This window comes from Nocardia sienata NBRC 100364 (assembly GCF_001613205.1).
Classification (GTDB): Bacteria; Actinomycetota; Actinomycetes; order Mycobacteriales; family Mycobacteriaceae; genus Nocardia; species Nocardia sienata.
Genome location: NZ_BDBX01000024.1, coordinates 1 through 20,957, shown reverse-complemented (window position 1 = coordinate 20,957; position 20,957 = coordinate 1). Strand labels below are relative to the sequence as shown.

Here is a 20,957-nt window from a genome sequence, read left to right as displayed (position 1 = left end):
CCGCGGGCAGGCGGCCCAGGGGGGTAGGCGGCCTAACCCGAGGACCAGGTTGCCCAGGGGGGGTAGACAACCTGGCCGGGCACTTTGAAGTGCCGAGGACCACTGTACACACAGGATCCGCTCTTGTGCCAGTAAGTTCAGAAAATTCGGTTTAATCCGGATGGCGAGTCTGTTTTGACCATGGTTACCCGGCCCGCTACTGGCGATAGCTCGTGAGGAAATTGCCGAAACGCTCTATGGCAACGGCGAGATCGCGAGCCCAGGGCAGGGTCACAATGCGCAGATGATCATGGTGCGGCCAGTTGAAGCCGGTGCCCTGCACCATCAGGATCTTCTCCTGCAGCAGTAGGTCCTGCACCAGCTTCTCGTCATCGTGGATCTCGTGTACCTCGGGGTCCAGCCTAGGAAACGCGTACAGCGCGCCTTTGGGTTTCACGCACGACACGCCGGGAATCGCGTTCAGCCGCTCCCAGGCCACATCCCGCTGCTCCAGCAACCGGCCACCCGGCAGGATCAGATCCTCGATGCTCTGATAGCCACCGAGCGCGACCTGAATGGCGTGTTGCGCAGGAACATTCGGGCACAGCCGCGAGGACGCGAGCAGATCCACCCCCTCCAGGAATCCGGCCGCGTGCTCCTTGGGCCCGGTGATGGCCAACCAGCCGGACCGGTAACCGGCCACCCGGTATGCCTTCGACAGACCGTTGAAGGTGAGGCACAGCAGATCGGGCGCCAGTGACGCGAGGGAGATGTGCTTGGCGTCGTCGTAGAGGATCTTGTCGTAGATCTCGTCCGCCAGCAGCAGCAGCCGGTGCTTACGTGCCAGGTCGACGAGTTGCTGTAGCACCTCCGCCGAGTACACCGCACCGGTCGGGTTATTGGGATTGATCACCAGCAGCGCCTTGGTGCGATCGGTGATCTTCGATTCGATATCGGCGACATCGGGCTGCCAGCCACTGGCCTCGTCGCACAGGTAGTGCACCGGAGTACCACCGGCCAGGCTGGTCATCGCCGTCCAGAGCGGATAGTCGGGGGCCGGGATCAGCACTTCGTCGCCGTTGTCCAGCAGCGCCTGCATGGTGATGGTGATCAACTCGGAGACCCCGTTGCCGAGGTAGACATCGTCGACATCGAGTTCGGGGAAACCGGGGACCAGCTCGTAGCGGGTCACGATCGCCCGGCGAGCGGGCAGTATGCCCTTGGACTCGGAGTAGCCCTGCGCGGTCGGCAGGGCGGCGATCATATCCCGCATGATCACATCGGGGGCCTCGAACCCGAACGGCGCGGGGTTACCGATATTGAGCTTCAGGATGCGGTGACCCTCGGCTTCGAGCCGTGCCGCGTGTGCGTGTACCGGTCCACGGATCTCGTAGACGACATTCTGCAGCTTCTTGGACTGCTCCAGAATCCGGGGCGCGGGGTGCGAATGGCCAGTACTCACCCGATCCATGGTGCCACCAGGGGCAAGCGGATATCCTGCCCGCCCCGCCCGGCGCGGTACGGTTACCGCTGACGGGAGGGGTGAACGGCGGCCCGACGGCCCGCTCGTCCCGCCAGGCGGTCCGGGGCTATCCGCTGCCCGGGGGCAGGCTGCGGGCGACGGTCGATCCGCAGAATTCCTCGATCCGCTCATCGAGGGCCCGCGCCTCGGCGACCCCGCGGAAAGCCGGCGCGCAGATCCGCCGCCGCAGGCCCGTGAGGCGTTCCTCCAGCTGGGCGATCCGCTTGTCCTCGTCGAGCGCCAGGACCGGCAGCAGCGCCGCCGCGGCGCCGTCGATGCTGCCGTTGATCAGATGGGCGGCGGCCGAATCCACGCGCGCCAGGGATTCGGCGCCGTAAGAGCGCTGCCGCGCGGGACCGGTCCGGTAGAGCTCGATCGTGCGCGCGGTGGCCGCCAGCGCGGGTTCGGCCAGACCGAGATGGATATATGTCGCGCCCGCGTAATAACTGGCCTTGGCGTCGGAGAAGCCGAACACCCCGCCCACCTCGTCGTGCAGACTGTCGGTCCCGGCCCCGGCACTCGCGTCGGCGGCGGCGCGTATACACCGCTCGGTATCGGCGGTACTGCCGATCTTCGACCAGATCCGGGCCTCGATATTGTGCAAGCGCACCGCGGCGGTGGCCGAATCCGCGTACTCCTGCCCGTGCTGCGCCAGTTGCAACGCCCGGTGCGGCCGTTCGGACCAGTATTCGATCAGCGCGTGCATCCCGCGGGCCCAGGCCCGTAATCCGTTGTGGCCACACAGTTCCCCGTACGCCCAGGCGGCCCGGATCTGTTCCCCGGCGGCGTCCAGGTAGCCGAGATCGGTACTCGCGTTGGCGAGCAGTCCCGACAGCGAGCCCGCCAGTAGATACAGGTGGCCGGTATCCGAGGGCCGCTGATGGCCCTCGAGCAGCCGGTACACCCGGCGCCGCACCCGCAGCATCTCCACCATCATCGGCATCGGCGGAGTGTGCACGTAGTCGTTGGCGATCCGCGTGACATCGGCGTCGAGTTGGTCCAGCGTGCTCGGACCGATATTCGTACTCTCGGCCCGGCCCGCGTGTTCGCTCGCCTCGTGCGCTGCCGCCATGATCAGGTCCCTCTCCGAAATCGCCGCCAGCCCTTCCCCGCGGGCCGCACCGTTGTCGATGAGGGCCAGGAGTTCGGCGTCATTGGAATATCCGCCGGGCGTGGCGTAGCGGCCGGCGTACAGAAGCGGACCGGGAACAGGTTCGGGGACGGTCAACGCCGCGAACCGGGTCCGTTCGACATCGTCGGATCGGGCGAGACAGGTATCCAGGGCAGCCTGGTTGACCGGACGCGGATGCACCCGGTCGCCCCCGGCCTCCCATTTGGACACCAGTCGTTCGTGCACACCCAGATGTGCCGCGAACTCCCGGATACTCATTCGCTTGGCCTCGCGAAGCGCCCGGGCCTCCCTTCCAGACCACTGGCCGACCACGTTGTCACCCTTTCCGAACGATTTCCGTCTCCAGGGTACGAGCCGAATGTGACTGCAACCACAAGGAAATCCGCCACTACCGGCAATGGCAGTGCAAGGGCAGTGGAACGGGAGCGTGTAGGCGGTTCCGACGCGCCGGTGCGGACGCGATCCTGGAAGGACAGGTCGGCGAGTCCGGCACAGGCCGTGACTCGGCACGCCAGGGAGGCTCGGCAGCAGGAGGCAAGGGGATTCACCGTGAACGTGGAAAAGCTCAGAACGGTCGATGACTGGGCCGCTTACTATCGCCACGAATTCGGGTTACCGGTCACCGAACGCGGCGGTTTCGTCATGCTGCCGATCACCAGCCGGGCCTGCATCGTCCACCTACCGACCGAGCGCGCGAAAGCCGTACGCGACCTGCTGGATTCACGGGAGATTCGAGTGCCCATGCTCGCCCGCCAGATTCGCTGGAGTTTCCTGGCCTACCCGGATCGCCGGCCGGATCCGGAAGTGGTCGAAATGCTGCAGCGTATCGATATCGACATTCCGGGGGTGGGCAGCGCCGTCATGCTGCCCACCGGACTGGGCCGCTGGAACCGCGAGGGATGCAACTGGGTCGTACCACCGGAACGCGACGGCCTGCTCCCCCCGCTGTCCACGGTGATCAACGCCGCGTTGCTGGCCGGTGGTGCCGCGCAATGACCGGGGATGGGGCTACGTCCGGCGGCCGGGCCCGCCGGACGTAGCCCGCCCGGCCGCTACGGCGTGTCCGGCCGGCCTACCCCGGCTCCCCGGCCCAGGGGCCGTCCGGCCGCCGAACCGATGTACCGAAGGGTCGGTCACGTTCGGGTCGGCAGGATCCGTGACGCCTCGGTCAGCAGCACCGGCACAAAACGTCGATGCCCAGGTGATACGGCGCCCCAGACCCGCCCGCCCATCGGACGCTCGTAGTGGATGAAAGTGCCCACCGAAGCGGTGCCGTCGGCTACCTCGACCACCAGACGGCCGCTGAGCAGCCATGACCGGGCCTCCAGGGTGATCCAGGTGGCACCGCGTTCGACGATCGGCCATCCGGCCACCTGCCCGGCAGCCGATCGGCGCCGCAGCCGCAGGCCCAGCACGACCCGCCAGACGAACTGCCCCCGCGCGCCGGCCACTTCGCCGAGGACAGTGCGCGCCCACTCTTCCGGTGTCGCCGATGCTGCGTGCGACGTGTCGATCGTGAACTGGTCGGCGTAGTCGTATACCACCATCCCGCTGTGCGCCCGGATCGATTCGTCGATCTCGTGTTGTTGACGGGCGGCCGGCCCGACGGCCGGGGAAAGCTCGAAATTCTCGCTCATCTTCGGCACCCACTTCCTGTTATACGCTGCCGTATATAAGACGCTAGCGGGAATATACGGTGGCGTATAGATCCTGAGATCGTGAAGGGAGACACATGGGCGCGGTACGGACGACGAGTGCCGGCTGGATCGACGAAGGGCTACGCGCCCTGGCCCGCGGCGGCCCCGACGCCGTCCGCGTCGAAGCGCTCGCAAAAGCGCTCGGCGTGACCAAGGGCGGTTTCTACGGGTACTTCGCCGACCGCAACGCACTGCTCGAGGCGATGCTGGACACCTGGGAACGGCACAGCATCGACGACGTACTGGAAAGCGTCACGCGTGAAGGCGGCGACGCCCGGACCAAGATCCAGCGGGCCGGGGCACTGACCCTATCCCCCGAACTGCTGCCCATCGACCTCGCCGTGCGCGACTGGGCCCGCCGCGACGATGAAGTCGCGGCCCGCCTGCGCCGGGTGGACAACCAGCGCATGGCGTTGCTACGCGAGATGATCGGCACCTACTTCGACGATCCCGTGGAAGTCGAGGCGCGCAGCCTGCTCGCCTTCTGCGCGCGCATCGGTATGCATTTCCTGGCCGCCGACCCGCTCGACGGCGCCGACCGCGCGGCGGTGCTGGCCCGGGCCAACGACCTCGTGCTCGGCCCGCGTGCCACGGACGACCTGTAGCGACGTCCGCTCAGCTCCGGGACGCGGTCACCGGCTGGGCGCCGGGAAATTCAGGTACGCCCGCGACGGCGTCGGTCCGCGCTGCCCCTGGTATTTCGATCCGGCACCCGCGCTGCCGTACGGATTCTCGGCCGGACTGGTCAACCGGAACAGGCACAGCTGCCCGATCTTCATACCCGGCCACAATGTGATCGGCAGATTCGCCACATTCGACAGTTCCAGTGTGATGTGCCCGCTGAACCCGGGGTCGATGAACCCGGCGGTGGAATGCGTGAGCAGCCCCAACCGCCCCAGACTCGACTTACCCTCCAGCCGCCCGGCCAGGTCGTCGGGCAGGGTGCACACCTCCAGGGTGGACCCGAGCACGAACTCACCCGGATGCAGTACGAACGGCTCGCCCTCGGCGGGCTCCACCAGGCTCGTCAGCTCGTCCTGGCGCTGGGCCGGGTCGATATGGGTGTAGCGAGTGTTGTTGAAGACCCGGAACATCCGGTCCAGCCGCACATCGATACTGGACGGCTGTACCAGGTTGTCCTCGAACGGTTCGAGCCCGAGCCGTCCGGCGGCGAACTCCGCCCGGATGTCACGATCGGAAAGCAGCACGCCACGAGCGTAGCGACCGTCCCGCAGGGGGGAGCCCCCGGTCCGCGCGGTGCGGTTTCCTGTCACAGTCCCCGGGCATACTCCTGCCGTTGGGCGAAGCCATCCGCAGCCCACGCGAGCCCGCAGCGAATCAGGAGGTAAGCCCGTGTCCGAGACGAGCGCCCACACCCATCACGGCATCGACTACATCGAACTCGCCGTCACCGACCTCGACGCCGCCAAAACCTTCTATCGCTCGGCGTTCGGCTGGGAGTTCAACGACTACGGGCCCGCCTACGCCGGTATCCGCCGCTTCGACGGCTCCGCGGGTGAAGCGGGCGGGCTGGCCCCCACCGACGAGGTCCCGACCGGCGGCGGCCCCCTGGTCCTGCTGTATTCCGATGATCTCGACACCACTCTCCGCAGCGTCGGAGCGGCCGGCGGCACGGTCACCGAAGGCCCCTTCGACTTCCCGGGCGGCCGCCGCTTCCACTTCACCGACCCGAGCGGCAACCAGCTCGGAGTCTGGTCCGAACGCTGACCTCAGGCGGCACGGATGGCCGGAGCGTGAACCGAAAGATTTAGAGCTCCGGCCCGCCCTCTGCTAAGCTGCCCATCGCGCCCGTGGGCGCAGGCCGGTGTAGTTCAATGGCAGAATCTCTGCTTCCCAAGCAGATGGCGCGGGTTCGATTCCCGTCACCGGCTCCACCCTCACTTCGGTCGAATACCGTTCGTCCTACTTCTCTCTGCGCCACCGACCCCGAGCTGTTGCGTGCCGCCCAGGGAACGCAGCGGCTGCACGGATCCGGCGACGACTGCCACCCGACCGGCGAAAGTCATACCTGGACAACTTCTTCCGAGTTCGGCGCTCGGCCACCGACATCAGCCGGGCTCGCGTTCGGCGGCCTGCAGCCGCCGCCACTCGACCATCGACTGTTCGATCTCTGCGCGCAGGAACTCGAAGAACCGGCGGGTCTCGTCCAGTCGCCGCCCGGCGGGGGAGGCGGGATCCAGCAGAGCGGCACCCTCGGCGGCGCCGACCTGCACCTGGACCAGGACCGGGTCGGACTGGCTGATGTAGTGGCTCCAGGTGTGCTCGTGGACCCGGCAGAAGTCACGCCGGCTACCGGGTTCGCGGCCGCGTTCGACAAGCCGTACCTGCACCAGGTATTTGACCGCCCCCGAGATGGCCGGAGCACCGACACCCAACCGCTCCGCGAGTTCGGCGGCCGATAGCTTGCCGGAGTCGGTGACAAGCAGTGCGGCGAACACACGCGAGGCCATCCGCGGCATGCCGGATTCGATCATGGTTTGCGCGAACCGCTCCTGGAAGGCGGCTATGGCGTTCTCATCCGCTCGCGTCACTGAAATGGTCTCCTCGTCGTATCTTCCGCAGCTATACATCACATACTTCACGAAATTCGTGAAATATCAGTAGTATATGCGAGCATGGAAGACAGCGGACTCGTTGGAGTGCAGAAGACCGCCCGTCCCGTCCTCGCGGCCAAAGCGCTGGACAACCGGCTGCCGGACCCGATACTCGGTGACGAGTACGCCGAGCAGGTGATGCGCCGCCTCGACCCCGGCTACGACGACCGCAGATTCGGCACCGGCCAACTGGGCCTCGTCGCCGTTGTGCGCGCCAAGGCCCACGACGACTGGGCTCGAAGTTTCCTCGCCGATCACCCCGACGCGGTGGTGCTGCACCTGGGCTGCGGCCTCGACGCCCGGGTCTACCGGATCGATCCGCCCGCCACCGTCGACTGGTACGACCTGGACTACCCCGCCATGATCGACGTGCGCAGACAGTTCTTGCCGCCGCGCGATCACTACGCCTTGATCGAATCCAACGTCACCGATCCGACCTGGCTGGACCGCATCCCCCGCGGCCGCCCGGTGCTGGTGATCGCCGAGGGACTGGTGCCCTACCTGACCGAGACCGACGCCCGGCGCCTCCTGACCAGCGTTGTCGACGCATTCCCCACCGGGCAGATCCAGATCGACACGGTGGCGGTTTGGGCGTGGCGCACCTCGCGATGGGACCCCACGCTGCGCAAGTACGACACCCGGTTCCACTGCGGCTTCGACGATCCGGCCGCACTGGCCGACTGGCACCCGCGACTCGAGTACATCGACGAGGCGCCGATGAACGACTCACCACTGCTGATGGCCAAGGCGCCCGCGAACGCACGCCGCGTATTCCGCCTCTTGAATCTGCTGCCGGGCATGAAACGGTCCACCCGCATCGTGCGGTTCCGGTTCTGAACAGCGCACCCGTTCTGGAAGCGGTGTCCCATCACGCCGGAGCGTCGACACGCGGATGCGCCGAACACTGCGCGGACCCCACGGACGAATGGCGAGATCACCGCCCGCCGGCGTGGATTTCACGCCCGGAATGTGGGAGGGCCGGGTATCGGGACGAGCGTGGACGTGCTGGGCCGGGAGCCGGTGCCGGTTCTCGAGGCCTAGTAGATGAACTCCGCGAGAGTCCTCGCCACGGTTTCCGGACTCGTCGACGGCGCGAAATGCGACTGCCCGGGAAACGTCTCGAGCCGCGCGTGCGGCATTCCGGTCGCCAGCCGCTCGACCGTCTCGGGTATCGGCTGCCAGGTATCGGAGCCGCGCATGAGCAGCGTCGGGGTGGTCACACTCGACCAGCGGTCGAGATAGGTCGTATCGGCGATCATCGACTCGAGATCACGGCTCCAGCCGTAGGAGTCGTCGGGTTCGTTCGCGTCCGGTTCGATATCCTCCGCGGTCTCCAGCAGCGCCGCCGGAACACGGGATACCTTCTCCGCCAGCAGGCGGACCGCCCGTCCGCGTTCGCCCTCGGCGATGAGTTCTTCGAACCTGGTCAGCACCGGCGCCAGTTCCGCGCCGGCCGCGTACAGCGGCGGCTCCCACAGTGCCAGCGAACGGATCGGGAGTCCGGCCGCCGCGGCGTGCAGGGCGACTGTGGCGCCGTAGGACATACCCACCAGATGCGCGGGCCGGCCGATCATATCGATGATCACGCCGAGATCGCTCACTTCGTCGGCGTAGTGCTTGGGAGCGTGGCCGGGGCCGCTCGGTGCGTAGCCGCGCCGGGCCGGCAGCCACAACTCGAACCGGTCCGCCAGGTATTCGGCCACCGGCTGCCACGAATGCAGGCCCCCGCCGGACCCGTGGATCATGATCACCGGTGAGCCGGACCCCACCCGCCGGTAATAGATACGCGTTCCGTCGAAGGAATCGAAGGACGCCGGCGGCTCGCTGGTGAACTGTGACATGCCGCTACTCTCGCAAAGCCGGGCGCACTCCTCCAGCGAATTGCCGCCGGTTTCGCCGACTTCTCCTGGATGCCCGGCATGCCGGCCGGCCGGCGGCTCACAACCGTGCGGGGACGCTCCGCAGCGCACCGGCGTGGCTCGACGGCATCGGCGGGTGGGCGACCCCCTCGCCCAGCGAACCCGGCCGGCGGCATCCGGGGCGATACCGTGCCGCCCCGCCGGTCAGCTGGCGTGCAGTAGGCGGAACCGCGAGCCGTGGAAGACGAGGGGTTCGCGGTCGGGGTGGATGGCCAGCCGATTGATCCGCAGGATCACCACGGTGTGATCACCGGCCGGTACATGCGCTTCGGGCGACCCCTCGATCCATACCGAGGCACCCTGGATGAACACCGCTTCGCCGGTGCCCTCGTGCAGCTCCAGATCACGGAAACGGTCTCCGGTGCGGGAGCTGAGCGAGCGTGCGGCCTCCTGCTGGTCGGTGCCGAGCAGACTCAGGCCGAGATAGCCCGCGTCGACCAGCTTGGGCCAGGTCGAAGAGCTGTTCTGGATACAGAACGACACCAGCGGGGGATCCAGGGAGACCGGGACGAAAGTGCTGACCGCCAGGCCGACCGGTTTCCCGTCGACCTCTGCGCAGACCGCGACGACCCCGCTCGGGAAGTTGGCGAAGGCGCGACGCAGGCCGGTTCCGTCGGCGGGGGTTTCGAAGACATCGTTCATGATCAGCCCTTCACTTCGAATGGGTTGCCGTGGCCGCCAGCGCCTGCGCCACCGGACGCCACCGCTGCGCGTAGGCGTCCAGTACGCCGTCCTCGGCGAAGGTCCGGTCGGACAGATACAGCCCGGGCAGGGCGGTGGTCGCGCCCAGTTCCACCAGGACCGGTTTGAGCAGCAGATCGGGGGCGAGCGCGTGCGCGGGACCGGCACCCAGCATCAGGGGCACGGCCAGTACTCCGGCCAGGCCGGTACCGCCGTCGAACTGCTCCAGGAAAAGTTTCAGCAGACCGGTGTAGGTGGCCTTGAACGTGGGGCTGGCGAAGACGACCAGCTCGGCGGCCGCGACGGTGCGGGCGGCCTCGGCGACCGCGGGGTCGCCCCAGCCCAGCAGACCAGGCCCGAATTCGACCAGATCGATGACCACCGGCTCGGCATCCGGCCGCAGCGCCGTGGCGAGGGCGACGGCCGCGGAGAGAGTTCGAGATGCCGGTTTCGGGTTGCCGACCACAACTGCCACGGACACGCCGGCGCCTCCTGTCTCCGGCGCGGGCCGGACTCGACTGGTGCTGTGCTTCTCAGTGCACCATTCTCGGCCCCGCGGCGGGAGGGTTCGGCTCGACGCGATCGGAACCGGTGGTCCGGGTGAGCACGTAGAGCCCCCGCAGGGACCGGGGCGAGCCCCGGTGCACGGGCCGGCCCGCGACGGCCGGAAAGTATCCGGCCAGGCGGCCGCGACCGGCGGCGACCAGGGTGAGATCGGTGGACGCGGCGATCGCGCCCAGCGATTCCGGCGTCACCGATTCCACCAGGAAGGCACCGCCGCGCTCCACGAAAGCGGCGATCGGTCCCGAGGTCTCGAACGAACTGTCGACCGTGACACCGACATACCCGTCGAAGGCGATACGGCCGGGCGGCCGCGGCGTACGACCCGGGCGGCGGCCGCTCCCGGCCGGCCCCGTCGGCCGCGGAGCCACCGCGACGGCCCGGACACCCGGCCGGGTGCGATCGCGCAACGCGTTCTGGTCACGATCGCTGTAGAGGGCGACGTCGAACCCCGCGTCGAGCAACCCCAGCGCGGCGGTGACGCCCGCCGGGTCGGCGCCTATCACCGCGGCCGTACGGGCCGCGGCGAAGGGCGGCTTCTGTGGTGTCATGCAGGCATGCTGCTAGGAGGTGATTCCCGAAAGCAGTATTGCGCTCAGCGAGAATCATTTCCGCATGAGGACTACTGCGACTTACCGAGACATTCGGTGACGATCTTGTTGGTCGCCGCCCGGGCTTTGTCGGCGTCCTCCTGGCTCATACCCAGGGTTTCCGGATCCGCCATCCGGGTATCGAATTCGTCACTGACCATGGTCCGCAGGCCGTCTTGCGAAATACCTTCGCCGATGTACAGTTTCGCGGCGCAGTCCGCGAAGGCGGGGTCCTGGAGTCCCTTTTCCTGCAGGGATTTGGACAGGTCCGCTTCGGTCAGCGCCGGCGCGGAGTCGGTATCGCTACCGCAGGCCGCCGCGAACAGCGGCAGAATGACGAAGGTCGCGGTAATCAGTGTCTTCCGCACCGGGTTCCTCTCTCAGATGTATCGCACGAACGCCGCGTCGACCGGGGAACAGCACCCGCGGCCACCCGCCGACGTCCACGCATGTGTGTAGTCGTAGTCACATACGGCGTGCAACCCGGGGCCGGAAATTCCGACGTGGCTCACAGCCGGCGCGCCCCGCACGGCCGACGCCGAGCACGCCCGCCCGGCTCCGATGCCGCACGCGAAGCAAACTGAGGGCTGCTGCCTGCTGTTAGTGTGGGAACCCCGGAATCGCGTCCCGATCGGAGAGCGGCGAACATGACGATCCTCGAGCACCATCGCGAAGGCCGCGGTGAACCGCTGGTGCTGGTTCACGGCGTCGGCAGCAGGTGGCAGGTCTGGGAGCCGGTCATCGGCGCACTGGCCGCCCACTACGAGGTGATCGCGGTGGATCTTCCCGGTTTCGGCGGCTCCGCTCCGCTACCGCGCACCACCGTGGACACGCTCACCGACGCGCTCGCCGATTTCCTGGCCGACCAGGGCATCGAACGACCCCATCTGGCGGGCAATTCGATGGGCGGCGGTATCTCGCTGAACCTGGGCGCCCGCGGCCTGGCCCGCTCGGTCACCGCCTTCTCCCCGATCTTCTTCTGGGACACCGCCGGCCGGGTGTGGTGCCAGCAGGCGCTGGGCCGGTCGAAGAAACTCGGCCGAATTCTCGGTCCGGCCATGCCCAGGGTGCTCGCCACCCCGGCCGGCCGGACCGCCTTCCTGGGCCTGGTCTTCGGCAAACCGTGGGCCGTCGACGCCCAGGTCGCGTTGGACACCGCCCGCGGCGCCATCGACTCTCTGGGTTTCTCCCCGGCCCTGGACTCGTTCACCGACGCCCGGCTGCACGACCCCGCCGCACTCGCCGAGGTACCGGTGACGATTGCCTGGGGTAACCGCGACATCCTGCTCACCTACGCCACCCAGAGCAGGCGGGCCCGGGAGGTGCTCCCCCAAGCGCGGCACGTCACACTCGCGGGTAGCGGCCACACACCCTTCTACGACGACCCCGAGGGCTGCGCCCGCGTACTCCTGGACTGGCTGCCCACCCTGCGTGACGACGCCCCCTGACCAGGGTCCGAGGACGTGCCCGGATCGCTGTGGGGTGCTCGGCCGACAGGTGCCGGCGGTCGACCACCGATCACCCGGCCGACCTCCCCGGACACCACGCCCACCGGGCCGGCGTAAGCGGCTCTCGTGGAACTTCCGGCCTCGCGGAGCCGGATCACCGCTCCGGCAGGCACCTGAGAGAACCCGGGTCCGCAGACGCGAGTTGCCGGGCGCCGACTGCGACCCGGCCTACTCCGGCCACCGACCTCAGCGGCCCTGCCACACCGGATCGCGTTTCTCCGCGAAAGCCAGCGCGCCTTCGGCCGCATCCTTGGAAACCAGCGCGGGCAGCGCGATTTCACCCTGTTTGGCGAAACCCTCCGCCGCTGTCCAGTCGGGGGTCTCGTCGATGATCCGTTTACTGGCGGCCACCGCCAGCGGGGCGGCGGCCGCGATCTCACCGGCCAGTTCCAGCGCGACCTCGAGCGCCTCACCCGGTTCGGTCACCCGATTGACCAGGCCCAGCTGGTAGAGACGTTCGGCGCTGATCCGCCCGCCGGTGAGCGCCAGTTCGGCGGCGATACTGCGCGGCAACCGCTGGGTCAGCCGCATCACGCCGCCGGCCGCCGCGACCAGACCGCGTTTCACCTCGGGGAGGCCGAATTTCGCGTCCCGGGCGGCCACGATCAGGTCGCCGGAGAGCGCCAGTTCGAAACCGCCGGCAAGAGCGAACCCCTCGACCGCGGCGATCATCGGTTTGGCCGGCGGATTCGAGGTGATGCCGAGCGGGCCGCGCCGCTCGGTCACCGGCACCTCACCGCGCGTCATGGCGATCAGATCCATTCCGGCGCTGAAGGTCCCCTCAGCGCCGGTGAGCACGAGGACCCGGGCCGAATCGTCGGCCTCGAACTCGTCGATCGCCGCCTCGATCGCCTTCGCGGTGGCCAGATCGATGGCATTGCGCGCCGCGGGCCGGTTCACCGTGAGCACGGTTATCGCATCGCACCGGTCCAGGAGCACGGTCTCGGTCATCAGGCGGTCCTCTCGCTACGCAGCATGAAACGGTCGGCGGCGGTGATCTCGATGGCGGCGCCCAATCGGTCGCCCGCGGTGACCGCCGCGATCGTCTCACTGTCCGTCGCCCGGACAAGTATGCGGGCACCGGCGGGGTTGAGCGCACTCACCACAACGGCTTCGGGTTCGTCACCCGCGCTGCCCTTGCGATACGGAACCGTGTAGGCCTCGACGACCGCCGGACCGGTGTAGCCGGGGGCGGTGTCCCGCCGCGCGACCGGCACCTCGGCCTCCACCGGCCGGAACAGCTCGGCGGGGGGTTTCGCCGAGTAGACCCCTACCCCGTGTTTGGTGATGTACCAGCCGAGCGCGGTGGTCAGGCCGTAGTCGCCCGGGTTGCGCCGCAGGATCTCGGCCATGGTGGCGATGCCGTGGGTGCTGTAGTTGTTACCCGGGCCGCCGCCGAAGGTCAGGCCGCCGGTCACCGTCAGGGGCCGCGCCGGATCGTCGATGCACAGCCCCAGTGCCGCCGCGCCCACCTGTACGGCCACCGGGAAGCACGAGTACAGATCGATATGGGCGATATCGTCGATGCCGATACCCGCCCCGCCCAGCGCCGCCCGCCCGGCCGCGGCGATGGCCGGGGACGCGGCCATATCCGTGCGTTCGGAGACGAACCAGGTATCGGTGGCGGTGGCGCCACCGTGCGGGAAGACCCACAGCTCCCGCGGCACCCCGGCCGCGTCCGCCGCCGCGGCGCTGCACAGGATCAGCGCCGCGCCCTGGTCGACCGTCAGATTGGCCATCAGCAGCTTCGGATACGGGGTGGAGACCATCCGGTTGTCGGATCCGGGGGTGATCAACTCGCTCACACTGCGCTCCCGGGGCAACCACGCGTACGGGTTGCGCGCCGCCACGGCGGAGAAGCGTGACCACAGCCCGCCGATCCGGGCCTGATGGGCCTGTTCGTCGAGGCCGAGCCGATTGCGCATGGCGGATTCCATCAGCGCGTACACATAGATCGGGCCCCACAGTCCCGCCGCGTGCTCCATCTCGGTGTTGGGGGCGGCGTCGGAGCCGACGATCTGGTCGGGCCGGGCGCTCTGGTCCTGCTCCGGCCAGGCCGGGTCGGTCCCGGACCGCTTGGCCGCGTTCCACGAGGCGACCGATTCCGCCCCGCAGAGCAACGCGATATCCGATCGGCCCTCGGCGATTTCGCGGGCCAGTAGGTTGAGCAGCCGCTGCGGGGCATCCCCGCCATAAGGTGCCGATTGCAGTGTCCGCTTCGGCGAGATCCCCAGGTCGGCGGCGACGAGGGCACCCAGGTCGGCGTACTGGCGGCTCACCGGGGCCACCGAGGCGATCGCATCCGCGGAGCGCAGCAGCGCGTCCCCGGTCCCGCTGTCCGCGCCGGCCCGGCGCAGCGATTCGGTCGCCAGCTCCACAGGTCCCGGCAGGCCCGGTTCACCGGATCGGTGCACAACCTGTCCGACGCCGACGAGCACCGGTGTGCGCGGGTCCATTCCGGCTGGCAGCATGCGTCCTCCGCTTCCTCGCTGAAGTCTCCCGCTGAAATACGCGGTTAACTTCCGATTAGACCATGGAGTGATCTATGTCGCCCGGGGGCCGAGGCCCCGCGACCGTACCGCCGAAGCAGGGCAACGTCGCTGTCGCGGCCGCGAATGACACCCGCACAGAACCGCCGACAATGCGTCTGATCAGGCTCGATGCGCTGATAACATGGCCGCGTTCTGTCTGCCAGTCGAAATGTTCCGTGTATCCATCGAGGCGCCGCGAATACCCCCGCGGTGTCTTTGACATGACCCGGAGGTCCGACGGAGTTGAAGAGAACCCGCTCGATACTTATTTCTGTGCTGGCGGGCGCATCGGCTGCCCTGATCGCAGTCACCGCACCGGCCGCGGCGAATCCCAACGCCATCAATCCGATTCCCGTTCTCAACGGCACCAACGGTCTCCCCCAGTTACACGGAGCCACTCGGGCCGTTTTCCAGGTAACCGGTATGGCGAGCCCGAACAATACCCACAACTACAACATGATCGGGACCGACCTGGGCATCATGTGGGACAACGGGCAGGGAGAAATGCTGACCGCTTTCGGCGATACCGCCGGGGTCGGTTTCCCCAACCTGCTGGCGGGCAGTATGTGGTCCTGGCGCAGCAATGTGCTCGTGCGCAGTCATACTCAGGACCCACGTCAGGGAATCTTCTTCGACAGTGTCGTCCGAGATGTGTTCGGCCAGGCCAGAGACCTCATCCCCAGCCCGAAGATCCCGCTGCTGGAGATCAGCCGCATTCCTACCGCCGGAATCTCGGTGGGGGGCGTGCAGTACATGAGCCTGATGTCGGTGAAAACCTGGGACACCCCCGGAGAATGGACAACCAACTACTCCGGACTGGCGGCCTCGGCGGACAACGGTGAAACCTGGGCGGATCTCGCCTTCACCCGACGGCCCAACGAGGGCGCGAACCGGAATTTCCAGATGAACGCCTTCCTGAAGGACGGCGGCTTCGTTTATGTCTACGGCACGGCATCGGGTCGCGACAACGCCGCCTATATATCCCGGGTCCGGGAGCCGGATATACAGAATCTGGCCGCCTACGAATACTGGGACGGCGGTGCCTGGAAACGCGATGTGAATGCCGCCCGGCCCATCATGCACGGCGTGGGGGAACTGTCGGTGATGTGGAACGACTACCTCGGCCGATTCGTCTCACTTACCACCGACCCCTTCAACTCGGTGGTGATGCGTTCCGCGCCGTCACCGGCCGGGCCGTGGAGCGAACCGCGGGTATTGATCGATACCCGTGAATTGCCCACGGCATACGCGCCATCGATTTTTCCCTACCAAACCGGAGATGATCTCTACTTCCTCACCACTTTGCACAATCAGTACAACGTGGTCCTGATGCGCACCCAACTGTGAGAGTCCCGGTGCGACTCACCAATTTGACCTGAACAATAGTTGAGGTACAAGGCTGGTTCGCGACACTCCATCGACACCTCAGGAGCTCTCGTGACCACCACCTCGAACCCGACCGGCGCCACCGAAGCGGTGCACGAGTGGCTGCGCGGCGCAGCGCAGCCCATACTCGGCACCGACGCCGCCGACACCGGATCGGACCTGCGCGGATTGACCGACCGCCTGGCCGCGGCCACAGTGGTCGGAATCGGCGAATCCACCCGGTTCTCCCGGCAGACCTACGGTGTGCGGGATCGGATCTTCCGCGTGCTTGTCAGCGAACACGGTTTCCGGACGCTGGCCATCCAGGACAATGCCCGGTCCGGCGCGCGGCTCGATGCCTACGTCCGCACCGGTGCGGGCGATCCCCACCGGGCGCTCGCCGGCGCGTGGCGACCGCTGCGCACGAGCGAATCCGTCGCGACCCTCGAATGGATCCGCGCCTACAACGCCGAACACCCCGGCGATCCGGTCGGCATCCTCGGCGTGCAGCCACCGGCTGCCGAACCGGCCGACTACGACGAAGTGCTCGCCTGGGTGCGCCGCTGGGCGCCCGGCCGGCTGGCGGAACTGGAATCGCATCTGGCGCCGATTCGCACCGCGCACCGAATCGACGAGCACGTGCAACGCCATCAGGGCATCCACCCCGGGCGCCCGTTCGCCGAAGACGCCCGGGCCGCGTTCGACCTGGTGCAATCGCTGCCCCGCCCGGCCGATACCGACGCGGCGGCCGAATTCGGCACCGTCACCGAACTCCTGCGCTCGATCATGGATTTCCACGAGCGCAGTGTGGCCGGCCGGGGCGGCTTCGGCGGTGGCGACCCGGACCCCGCCCGGAGGTTGATCGATCATCACGTACGCACCGGCGCGCGGATCGTGTACTGGGACGGGACAGCGCATATCGCGGCGACCACTCCGAATGCCACGGCCGCGCAGCCGATGTACACCGAGGGCGCCGGGCTGCGCGCCTATTTCGGTACCGCCTACCGATCGGTGGCGATCGGTTTCCATCACGGCGACCTCGGCCTGGTCCAGGCGCCGGATCCGCTGCCCGGTCTGCTCGATACCACCCTCGGCACCGTGGATCTGCCCGCCTGGTTCGTCGATCTCGGCGGCGACGCGCCCGCGGCGGTCCGGTCCTGGGCCGCCGCACCCGCCCTGTTGCGGGTGATCAGCGGCGTGTACGACCCGGCTCGCGACGAGGAAGCCCGATTCCGGGTGGAATCACTGCGCGAGGCCTTCGACGCGCTGATCCATATCCGCGAAACCAGCCCGGTGCGATGGCTGCCCGAGACCGGTGCGGCCTGACCGATCCGCGATCCCCGGCCGCCTCCATACACTTGGCCGTATGAAGGCGGCCGAATGGGATGCGCGCTATGTACAGAGCGAACTGGTGTGGGGCGTGCCCCCGAACAACACCGTGGTGGAGTTCGTCCACGGTCTGGACCGGCGCGTACCACGTCTGCCCGGTCCCGATGGGGAGATACCGGAACTTCCCCGTGCGCTCGATCTGGCCTGCGGCGAGGGTCGGAACGCACTGTGGCTGGCCACGCACGGCTGGCGGGTGCACGGCATCGACTTCTCACAGGTCGGCATCGACAAGGGCCGAACCGTGGCGACCCGGCTCGCCCGGTCGATCCGGGAACGGATCACCTGGCAGTGCGCCGACCTCACCGATCCCGGCCTCGACCTCGGCGGCCCATGGGAGTTGATCCTGCTGGTCTTCCTGCACCTCCCGGCTCCCGAACGCCGGCGACTGCTCCGGCGGGCCGCCGCCGCGCTCGCCCCCGGAGCAATGCTGCTGGTGCTCGGTCACCACAGCGAGAACCCGGCCCGGGGATACGGGGGTCCGCAGGATCCGGCGATCCTGTTCACGCCGGAGGACATCGTGGCCGATCTGGGCGCCGATTCCGGGCTCGATATCGACACGGCCCGGGAGGTTCTGCGCCCGACCGAGGGCGGGGACGCGATCGACGCCTTGGTCGTGGCGCGCAAACCCCTGCCCGAGCAGTAGCCGGGGGTCGAGCCGGTTACCCGGCGTCTACGGCGGACTATGGCGTCAAGAACTCCAATGCCGGAACCACGGCACAAGGGTTTCGGCGATGGTGTCGAAACCCTTCCGGAAGGAATGCGGCTGGCCCGGTATCACCCGCACCTCGGCGGCATCGGCGGCATCCGGGATACCGAACGGGTCGCTGCCGCCGTTGATCACCACCACCTCGGCGGCGCCGGCGGCCAGTAGTTCGTCGCGGCGGGATTTCTCCGGCTTTCCGGGCGGGTGCAGCGGAAACGATACGGCGACCACCCCGCGCGCGCCGACTTCGACCGCGGTCCGGCACGCCACCCGGGCTCCGTTGCTGCGCCCACCCTGTACCAGTGGCAACTGTGGCCCGAGTTGCGCACGCAGCGCGCCGACGAGTTCCACCCACGCCCGATCCTGGGGCTCGGGCTTGCCGGGCGCGCGGCGCCCGGCCACCCGGTACGGCTGCAGCACCCGGGCCACCACCCCACCGGCGGCCAGCGCGCTATCACGCACTGCCGAGATATCCGCGGAGTCCACACCGCCGCCGGCGCCGTGGGTGAAGACCAGCAGAAACGCGGGGACATCCGGGTAATCGATCTCGGCCTCGGCGGGCCCTGAGTCCGTTTCGATCCGCACGCCCCACCCTAACGGGCGGAGCCCGCCGCGATCGGCGCACCGCACGCGGGTGGAAGTAAAGCCGACCAGGCCGTTATGTTGGCGAACCCGGCGGGCCACCGCCCGAGATCGGACCGAAACCGCTGGTGAGGACGTCGCGCCTGTTCCGCGCGTCACATTGCGGCACGAGTCCGTTGCCGACCGCCTTACTCGCCGGTAATATAATGAATAAGTTACCCGTGAGTAGCCTGCCGTTATGCGACAGCTACCCGACGGCAACCGACGGGCGGGAACGGTATGAACACCGACCGCACCCGACTCAACGGAGAGTGAGTATCACAATGGGTCATTACAAGAGCAACGTCCGCGACCTGGCGTTCAACCTCTTCGAGGTACTCGGCCTGGGCAGCATCCTGGACTCCGGCGCCTACGGCGATCTCGACGCCGACACCGTCAAGGAGATGCTGAACGAGGTGCGCCGACTGGCCGAGGGACCACTCGGCGAATCCTTCGCCGACGCCGACCGCAACCCCCCGGTCTTCGACCCCGAAACTCATACCGTCTCCATCCCCGAATCGTTCAAGAAGAGCTACCGCACCCTGCAGGAAGGCGGCTGGGACTCCTACGCCGTCGATCCCGAGCTCGGCGGTATCGACTTCCCCCGCGCCGCCTACTGGGCCATCGCCGAACTGGTGCTGGGCGCCCAGCCCGCGGCCTTCATGTACGCCGCCGGCCCCGGCTTCGCCAACATCTTCTACAACAACGCCACCGAAGAGCAGAAGAAGTGGGCCAAGATCGCCGTCGAGCAGGGCTGGGGCGCCACCATGGTGCTCACCGAGCCCGACGCCGGCTCCGATGTCGGCGCCGGCCGCACCAAGGCGGTACAGCAGGAGGACGGCTCCTGGCATATCGAGGGCGTGAAGCGCTTCATCACCTCGGCCGACTCCGACGACCTGTTCCCGAACATCATGCACCTGGTGCTGGCCCGCCCCGAAGGCGCCGGCCCGGGCACCAAGGGACTGTCGCTGTTCTTCGTACCGAAGTTCCACTTCGACCACGAGACCGGCGAACTGGGCGAGCGCAACGGTGTCTTCGTCACCAATGTCGAGCACAAGATGGGCCTGAAGGTATCGGCCACCTGTGAGGTCACCTTCGGCGGCCACGGTGTGCCGGCCAAGGGCTGGCTCGTCGGCGAGGTCCACCAGGGCATCGCGCAGATGTTCGAGGTCATCGAACACGCGCGAATGATGGTCGGCACCAAGGCGATCGCCACTCTGTCCACCGGTTACCTGAACGCACTGGACTACGCCAAGCAGCGCGTCCAGGGCGCCGACCTCACCCAGATGACCGACAAGACCGCGCCGCGCGTCAGCATCACCCACCACCCGGATGTGCGCCGCAGCCTGGCCACCCAGAAGGCCTACGCGGAAGGCCTGCGCGCGGTGTACCTCTACACCGCCGCCCACCAGGACGCCGATGTCGCGGCCGCCGTCTCCGGCGCGGACGCCGACACTGCCGCCCGTGTCAACGATCTGCTGCTGCCGATCGTCAAGGGCGTCGGCTCCGAGCGCGCCTACCAGTACCTCACCGAATCCCTGCAGACCCTGGGCGGTTCCGGATTCCTGCAGGACTACCCGATCGAGCAGTACATCCGCGACGCCAAGATCGACTCGCTGTACGAGGGCACCACCGCCATCCAGGCCCAGGACTTCTTCTTCCGCAAGATCGCCCGCGATCGCGGTGTGGCTCTGGCCCACGTGGCCGGCCAGATCCAGAAGTTCATCGACGCCGAGGCGGGCAACGGCCGCCTCAAGGGTGAGCGGAAACTGCTCGCAACCGCGCTCGAGGATGTGCAGGCCATGGCCGCCACTCTCACCGGCCACCTGATGGGCGCCCAGGAACAGCCCGAAGAGCTGTACAAGGTGGGCCTCGGCTCGGTCCGCTTCCTGCTCTCGGTCGGCGACCTGCTCATCGGGTGGCAGCTGCTACGCCACGCCGAGGTCGCGGGCGCGGCCCTCGACGCGGGCGCCGAAGGCGCGGACAAGAGCTTCTACCAGGGCAAGGTCGCCGTGGCACAGTTCTTCGCCCGCAACATCCTGCCGGAACTGACCGCCACCCGCACCATCCTGTCGAACCTCGACAACGACATCATGGAGCTCGACGAAGCCGCGTTCTGAGTTTTTGGCGCCGCCTCTGGCGTC

Annotated in this window: 22 protein-coding genes and 1 tRNA gene; 10 read left to right on the top strand and 13 right to left on the bottom strand. The window is 68.0% G+C overall.

What is annotated here, in order from left to right; genetic code table 11:
- Positions 1-196: 196 nt before the first annotated feature.
- Both NS4_RS14565 and NS4_RS14560 read right to left on the bottom strand, forming a co-directional pair.
- Positions 197-1,450 (bottom strand): pyridoxal phosphate-dependent aminotransferase, encoded by a 1,254-nt coding sequence (locus NS4_RS14565; RefSeq protein WP_063060073.1) that lies wholly within the window; start codon positions 1,448-1,450, stop codon positions 197-199.
- Between the two features lie 118 nt (positions 1,451-1,568).
- Positions 1,569-2,945, bottom strand: a complete 1,377-nt coding sequence (locus NS4_RS14560; RefSeq protein ID WP_063060072.1) for a helix-turn-helix domain-containing protein — start codon at positions 2,943-2,945, stop codon at positions 1,569-1,571.
- A 237-nt stretch (positions 2,946-3,182) separates the two neighbouring features.
- Here NS4_RS14560 and NS4_RS14555 point away from each other — a divergent pair, with 237 nt between their 5' ends.
- Positions 3,183-3,629, top strand: a complete 447-nt coding sequence (locus NS4_RS14555) for a hypothetical protein (RefSeq protein ID WP_063060071.1) — start codon at positions 3,183-3,185, stop codon at positions 3,627-3,629.
- A gap of 137 nt (positions 3,630-3,766) precedes the next feature.
- On the opposite strand, the gene NS4_RS14550 is transcribed toward NS4_RS14555, so the two are convergent.
- Positions 3,767-4,270, bottom strand: a complete 504-nt coding sequence (locus NS4_RS14550) for a hypothetical protein (protein ID WP_063060070.1) — start codon at positions 4,268-4,270, stop codon at positions 3,767-3,769.
- 95 nt (positions 4,271-4,365) lie between these two features.
- Here NS4_RS14550 and NS4_RS14545 point away from each other — a divergent pair, with 95 nt between their 5' ends.
- Complete coding sequence (locus NS4_RS14545) at positions 4,366-4,935, top strand: TetR/AcrR family transcriptional regulator (RefSeq protein ID WP_063060069.1); 570 nt, start codon at positions 4,366-4,368, stop codon at positions 4,933-4,935.
- A gap of 27 nt (positions 4,936-4,962) precedes the next feature.
- On the opposite strand, the gene dcd is transcribed toward NS4_RS14545, so the two are convergent.
- The gene (gene dcd / locus NS4_RS14540; protein WP_030524835.1) at positions 4,963-5,538 is read right to left on the bottom strand and encodes a dCTP deaminase; all 576 of its coding nucleotides are present in this window, start codon (positions 5,536-5,538) and stop codon (positions 4,963-4,965) included.
- A 145-nt stretch (positions 5,539-5,683) separates the two neighbouring features.
- On the opposite strand from dcd, the gene NS4_RS14535 reads away from it, so the two are divergent.
- Positions 5,684-6,058: a VOC family protein gene (locus NS4_RS14535; protein WP_063060068.1), complete on the top strand. Its 375-nt coding sequence runs from the start codon at positions 5,684-5,686 to the stop codon at positions 6,056-6,058.
- Between the two features lie 93 nt (positions 6,059-6,151).
- Positions 6,152-6,225: transfer RNA gene (locus tag NS4_RS14530), tRNA-Gly, on the top strand.
- A 174-nt stretch (positions 6,226-6,399) separates the two neighbouring features.
- Here the strand turns inward: NS4_RS14530 and NS4_RS14525 are convergent.
- Complete coding sequence (locus tag NS4_RS14525) at positions 6,400-6,882, bottom strand: GbsR/MarR family transcriptional regulator (RefSeq protein ID WP_084487270.1); 483 nt, start codon at positions 6,880-6,882, stop codon at positions 6,400-6,402.
- A gap of 84 nt (positions 6,883-6,966) precedes the next feature.
- Here NS4_RS14525 and NS4_RS14520 point away from each other — a divergent pair, with 84 nt between their 5' ends.
- Complete coding sequence (locus NS4_RS14520; protein WP_063060066.1) at positions 6,967-7,782, top strand: class I SAM-dependent methyltransferase; 816 nt, start codon at positions 6,967-6,969, stop codon at positions 7,780-7,782.
- Between the two features lie 200 nt (positions 7,783-7,982).
- On the opposite strand, the gene NS4_RS14515 is transcribed toward NS4_RS14520, so the two are convergent.
- The 5 genes from NS4_RS14515 to NS4_RS14495 form a co-directional block, all read right to left on the bottom strand.
- Positions 7,983-8,786, bottom strand: coding sequence for an alpha/beta fold hydrolase (locus NS4_RS14515; RefSeq protein WP_063060065.1), 804 nt, complete (start codon positions 8,784-8,786; stop codon positions 7,983-7,985).
- A 222-nt stretch (positions 8,787-9,008) separates the two neighbouring features.
- On the bottom strand, positions 9,009-9,506 hold the full coding sequence (locus NS4_RS14510) for a flavin reductase family protein (protein ID WP_063040833.1): 498 nt from the start codon (positions 9,504-9,506) through the stop codon (positions 9,009-9,011).
- Positions 9,507-9,516: 10 nt separating this feature from the next.
- Positions 9,517-10,026 (bottom strand): NADPH-dependent FMN reductase, encoded by a 510-nt coding sequence (locus tag NS4_RS14505; RefSeq protein ID WP_063060064.1) that lies wholly within the window; start codon positions 10,024-10,026, stop codon positions 9,517-9,519.
- 52 nt (positions 10,027-10,078) lie between these two features.
- On the bottom strand, positions 10,079-10,657 hold the full coding sequence (locus NS4_RS14500; RefSeq protein WP_063060063.1) for a hypothetical protein: 579 nt from the start codon (positions 10,655-10,657) through the stop codon (positions 10,079-10,081).
- 71 nt (positions 10,658-10,728) lie between these two features.
- A complete protein-coding gene (locus NS4_RS14495) occupies positions 10,729-11,064 on the bottom strand; it encodes a hypothetical protein (protein WP_063060062.1) in 336 nt (111 codons plus the stop codon).
- Between the two features lie 279 nt (positions 11,065-11,343).
- On the opposite strand from NS4_RS14495, the gene NS4_RS14490 reads away from it, so the two are divergent.
- Positions 11,344-12,144, top strand: coding sequence for an alpha/beta fold hydrolase (locus tag NS4_RS14490; protein WP_063060061.1), 801 nt, complete (start codon positions 11,344-11,346; stop codon positions 12,142-12,144).
- A 246-nt stretch (positions 12,145-12,390) separates the two neighbouring features.
- On the opposite strand, the gene NS4_RS14485 is transcribed toward NS4_RS14490, so the two are convergent.
- Both NS4_RS14485 and NS4_RS14480 read right to left on the bottom strand, forming a co-directional pair.
- Positions 12,391-13,155, bottom strand: coding sequence for a crotonase/enoyl-CoA hydratase family protein (locus NS4_RS14485; RefSeq protein ID WP_063060060.1), 765 nt, complete (start codon positions 13,153-13,155; stop codon positions 12,391-12,393).
- Positions 13,155-14,675, bottom strand: a complete 1,521-nt coding sequence (locus NS4_RS14480; RefSeq protein WP_063060059.1) for a TLP1 C-terminal extension domain-containing protein — start codon at positions 14,673-14,675, stop codon at positions 13,155-13,157. Before NS4_RS14480 ends, NS4_RS14485 begins: the two co-directional genes overlap by 1 nt.
- Positions 14,676-15,011: 336 nt before the next feature.
- On the opposite strand from NS4_RS14480, the gene NS4_RS14475 reads away from it, so the two are divergent.
- The 3 genes from NS4_RS14475 to NS4_RS14465 all read left to right on the top strand — a co-directional run bounded on the left by NS4_RS14475 (position 15,012) and on the right by NS4_RS14465 (position 18,132).
- Positions 15,012-16,082 (top strand): glycoside hydrolase family 183 protein, encoded by a 1,071-nt coding sequence (locus NS4_RS14475; RefSeq protein ID WP_439955790.1) that lies wholly within the window; start codon positions 15,012-15,014, stop codon positions 16,080-16,082.
- A gap of 90 nt (positions 16,083-16,172) precedes the next feature.
- A complete protein-coding gene (locus NS4_RS14470) occupies positions 16,173-17,426 on the top strand; it encodes an erythromycin esterase family protein (RefSeq protein ID WP_063060057.1) in 1,254 nt (417 codons plus the stop codon).
- 40 nt (positions 17,427-17,466) lie between these two features.
- Complete coding sequence (locus NS4_RS14465; RefSeq protein WP_063060056.1) at positions 17,467-18,132, top strand: class I SAM-dependent methyltransferase; 666 nt, start codon at positions 17,467-17,469, stop codon at positions 18,130-18,132.
- 45 nt (positions 18,133-18,177) lie between these two features.
- On the opposite strand, the gene NS4_RS14460 is transcribed toward NS4_RS14465, so the two are convergent.
- Positions 18,178-18,777, bottom strand: a complete 600-nt coding sequence (locus tag NS4_RS14460) for an alpha/beta hydrolase family protein (RefSeq protein WP_063060055.1) — start codon at positions 18,775-18,777, stop codon at positions 18,178-18,180.
- Positions 18,778-19,097: 320 nt separating this feature from the next.
- On the opposite strand from NS4_RS14460, the gene NS4_RS14455 reads away from it, so the two are divergent.
- The gene (locus NS4_RS14455; RefSeq protein WP_063060054.1) at positions 19,098-20,933 is read left to right on the top strand and encodes an acyl-CoA dehydrogenase; all 1,836 of its coding nucleotides are present in this window, start codon (positions 19,098-19,100) and stop codon (positions 20,931-20,933) included.
- Positions 20,934-20,957: the final 24 nt, after the last annotated feature.

What these genes read in the sequence shown, in the direction of transcription:
- NS4_RS14490 (WP_063060061.1), top strand. Translation starts at nt 11,344, where the DNA reads ATGACGATCCTCGAGCACCATCGCGAAGGCCGCGGTGAACCGCTGGTG.
- NS4_RS14480 (WP_063060059.1), bottom strand. Translation starts at nt 14,675, where the DNA reads ATGCTGCCAGCCGGAATGGACCCGCGCACACCGGTGCTCGTCGGCGTC.
- NS4_RS14550 (WP_063060070.1), bottom strand. Translation starts at nt 4,270, where the DNA reads ATGAGCGAGAATTTCGAGCTTTCCCCGGCCGTCGGGCCGGCCGCCCGT.
- NS4_RS14510 (WP_063040833.1), bottom strand. Translation starts at nt 9,506, where the DNA reads ATGAACGATGTCTTCGAAACCCCCGCCGACGGAACCGGCCTGCGTCGC.
- NS4_RS14545 (WP_063060069.1), top strand. Translation starts at nt 4,366, where the DNA reads ATGGGCGCGGTACGGACGACGAGTGCCGGCTGGATCGACGAAGGGCTA.
- NS4_RS14500 (WP_063060063.1), bottom strand. Translation starts at nt 10,657, where the DNA reads ATGACACCACAGAAGCCGCCCTTCGCCGCGGCCCGTACGGCCGCGGTG.
- NS4_RS14455 (WP_063060054.1), top strand. Translation starts at nt 19,098, where the DNA reads ATGGGTCATTACAAGAGCAACGTCCGCGACCTGGCGTTCAACCTCTTC.
- NS4_RS14485 (WP_063060060.1), bottom strand. Translation starts at nt 13,155, where the DNA reads ATGACCGAGACCGTGCTCCTGGACCGGTGCGATGCGATAACCGTGCTC.
- NS4_RS14565 (WP_063060073.1), bottom strand. Translation starts at nt 1,450, where the DNA reads ATGGATCGGGTGAGTACTGGCCATTCGCACCCCGCGCCCCGGATTCTG.
- NS4_RS14465 (WP_063060056.1), top strand. Translation starts at nt 17,467, where the DNA reads ATGAAGGCGGCCGAATGGGATGCGCGCTATGTACAGAGCGAACTGGTG.
- NS4_RS14515 (WP_063060065.1), bottom strand. Translation starts at nt 8,786, where the DNA reads ATGTCACAGTTCACCAGCGAGCCGCCGGCGTCCTTCGATTCCTTCGAC.
- NS4_RS14520 (WP_063060066.1), top strand. Translation starts at nt 6,967, where the DNA reads ATGGAAGACAGCGGACTCGTTGGAGTGCAGAAGACCGCCCGTCCCGTC.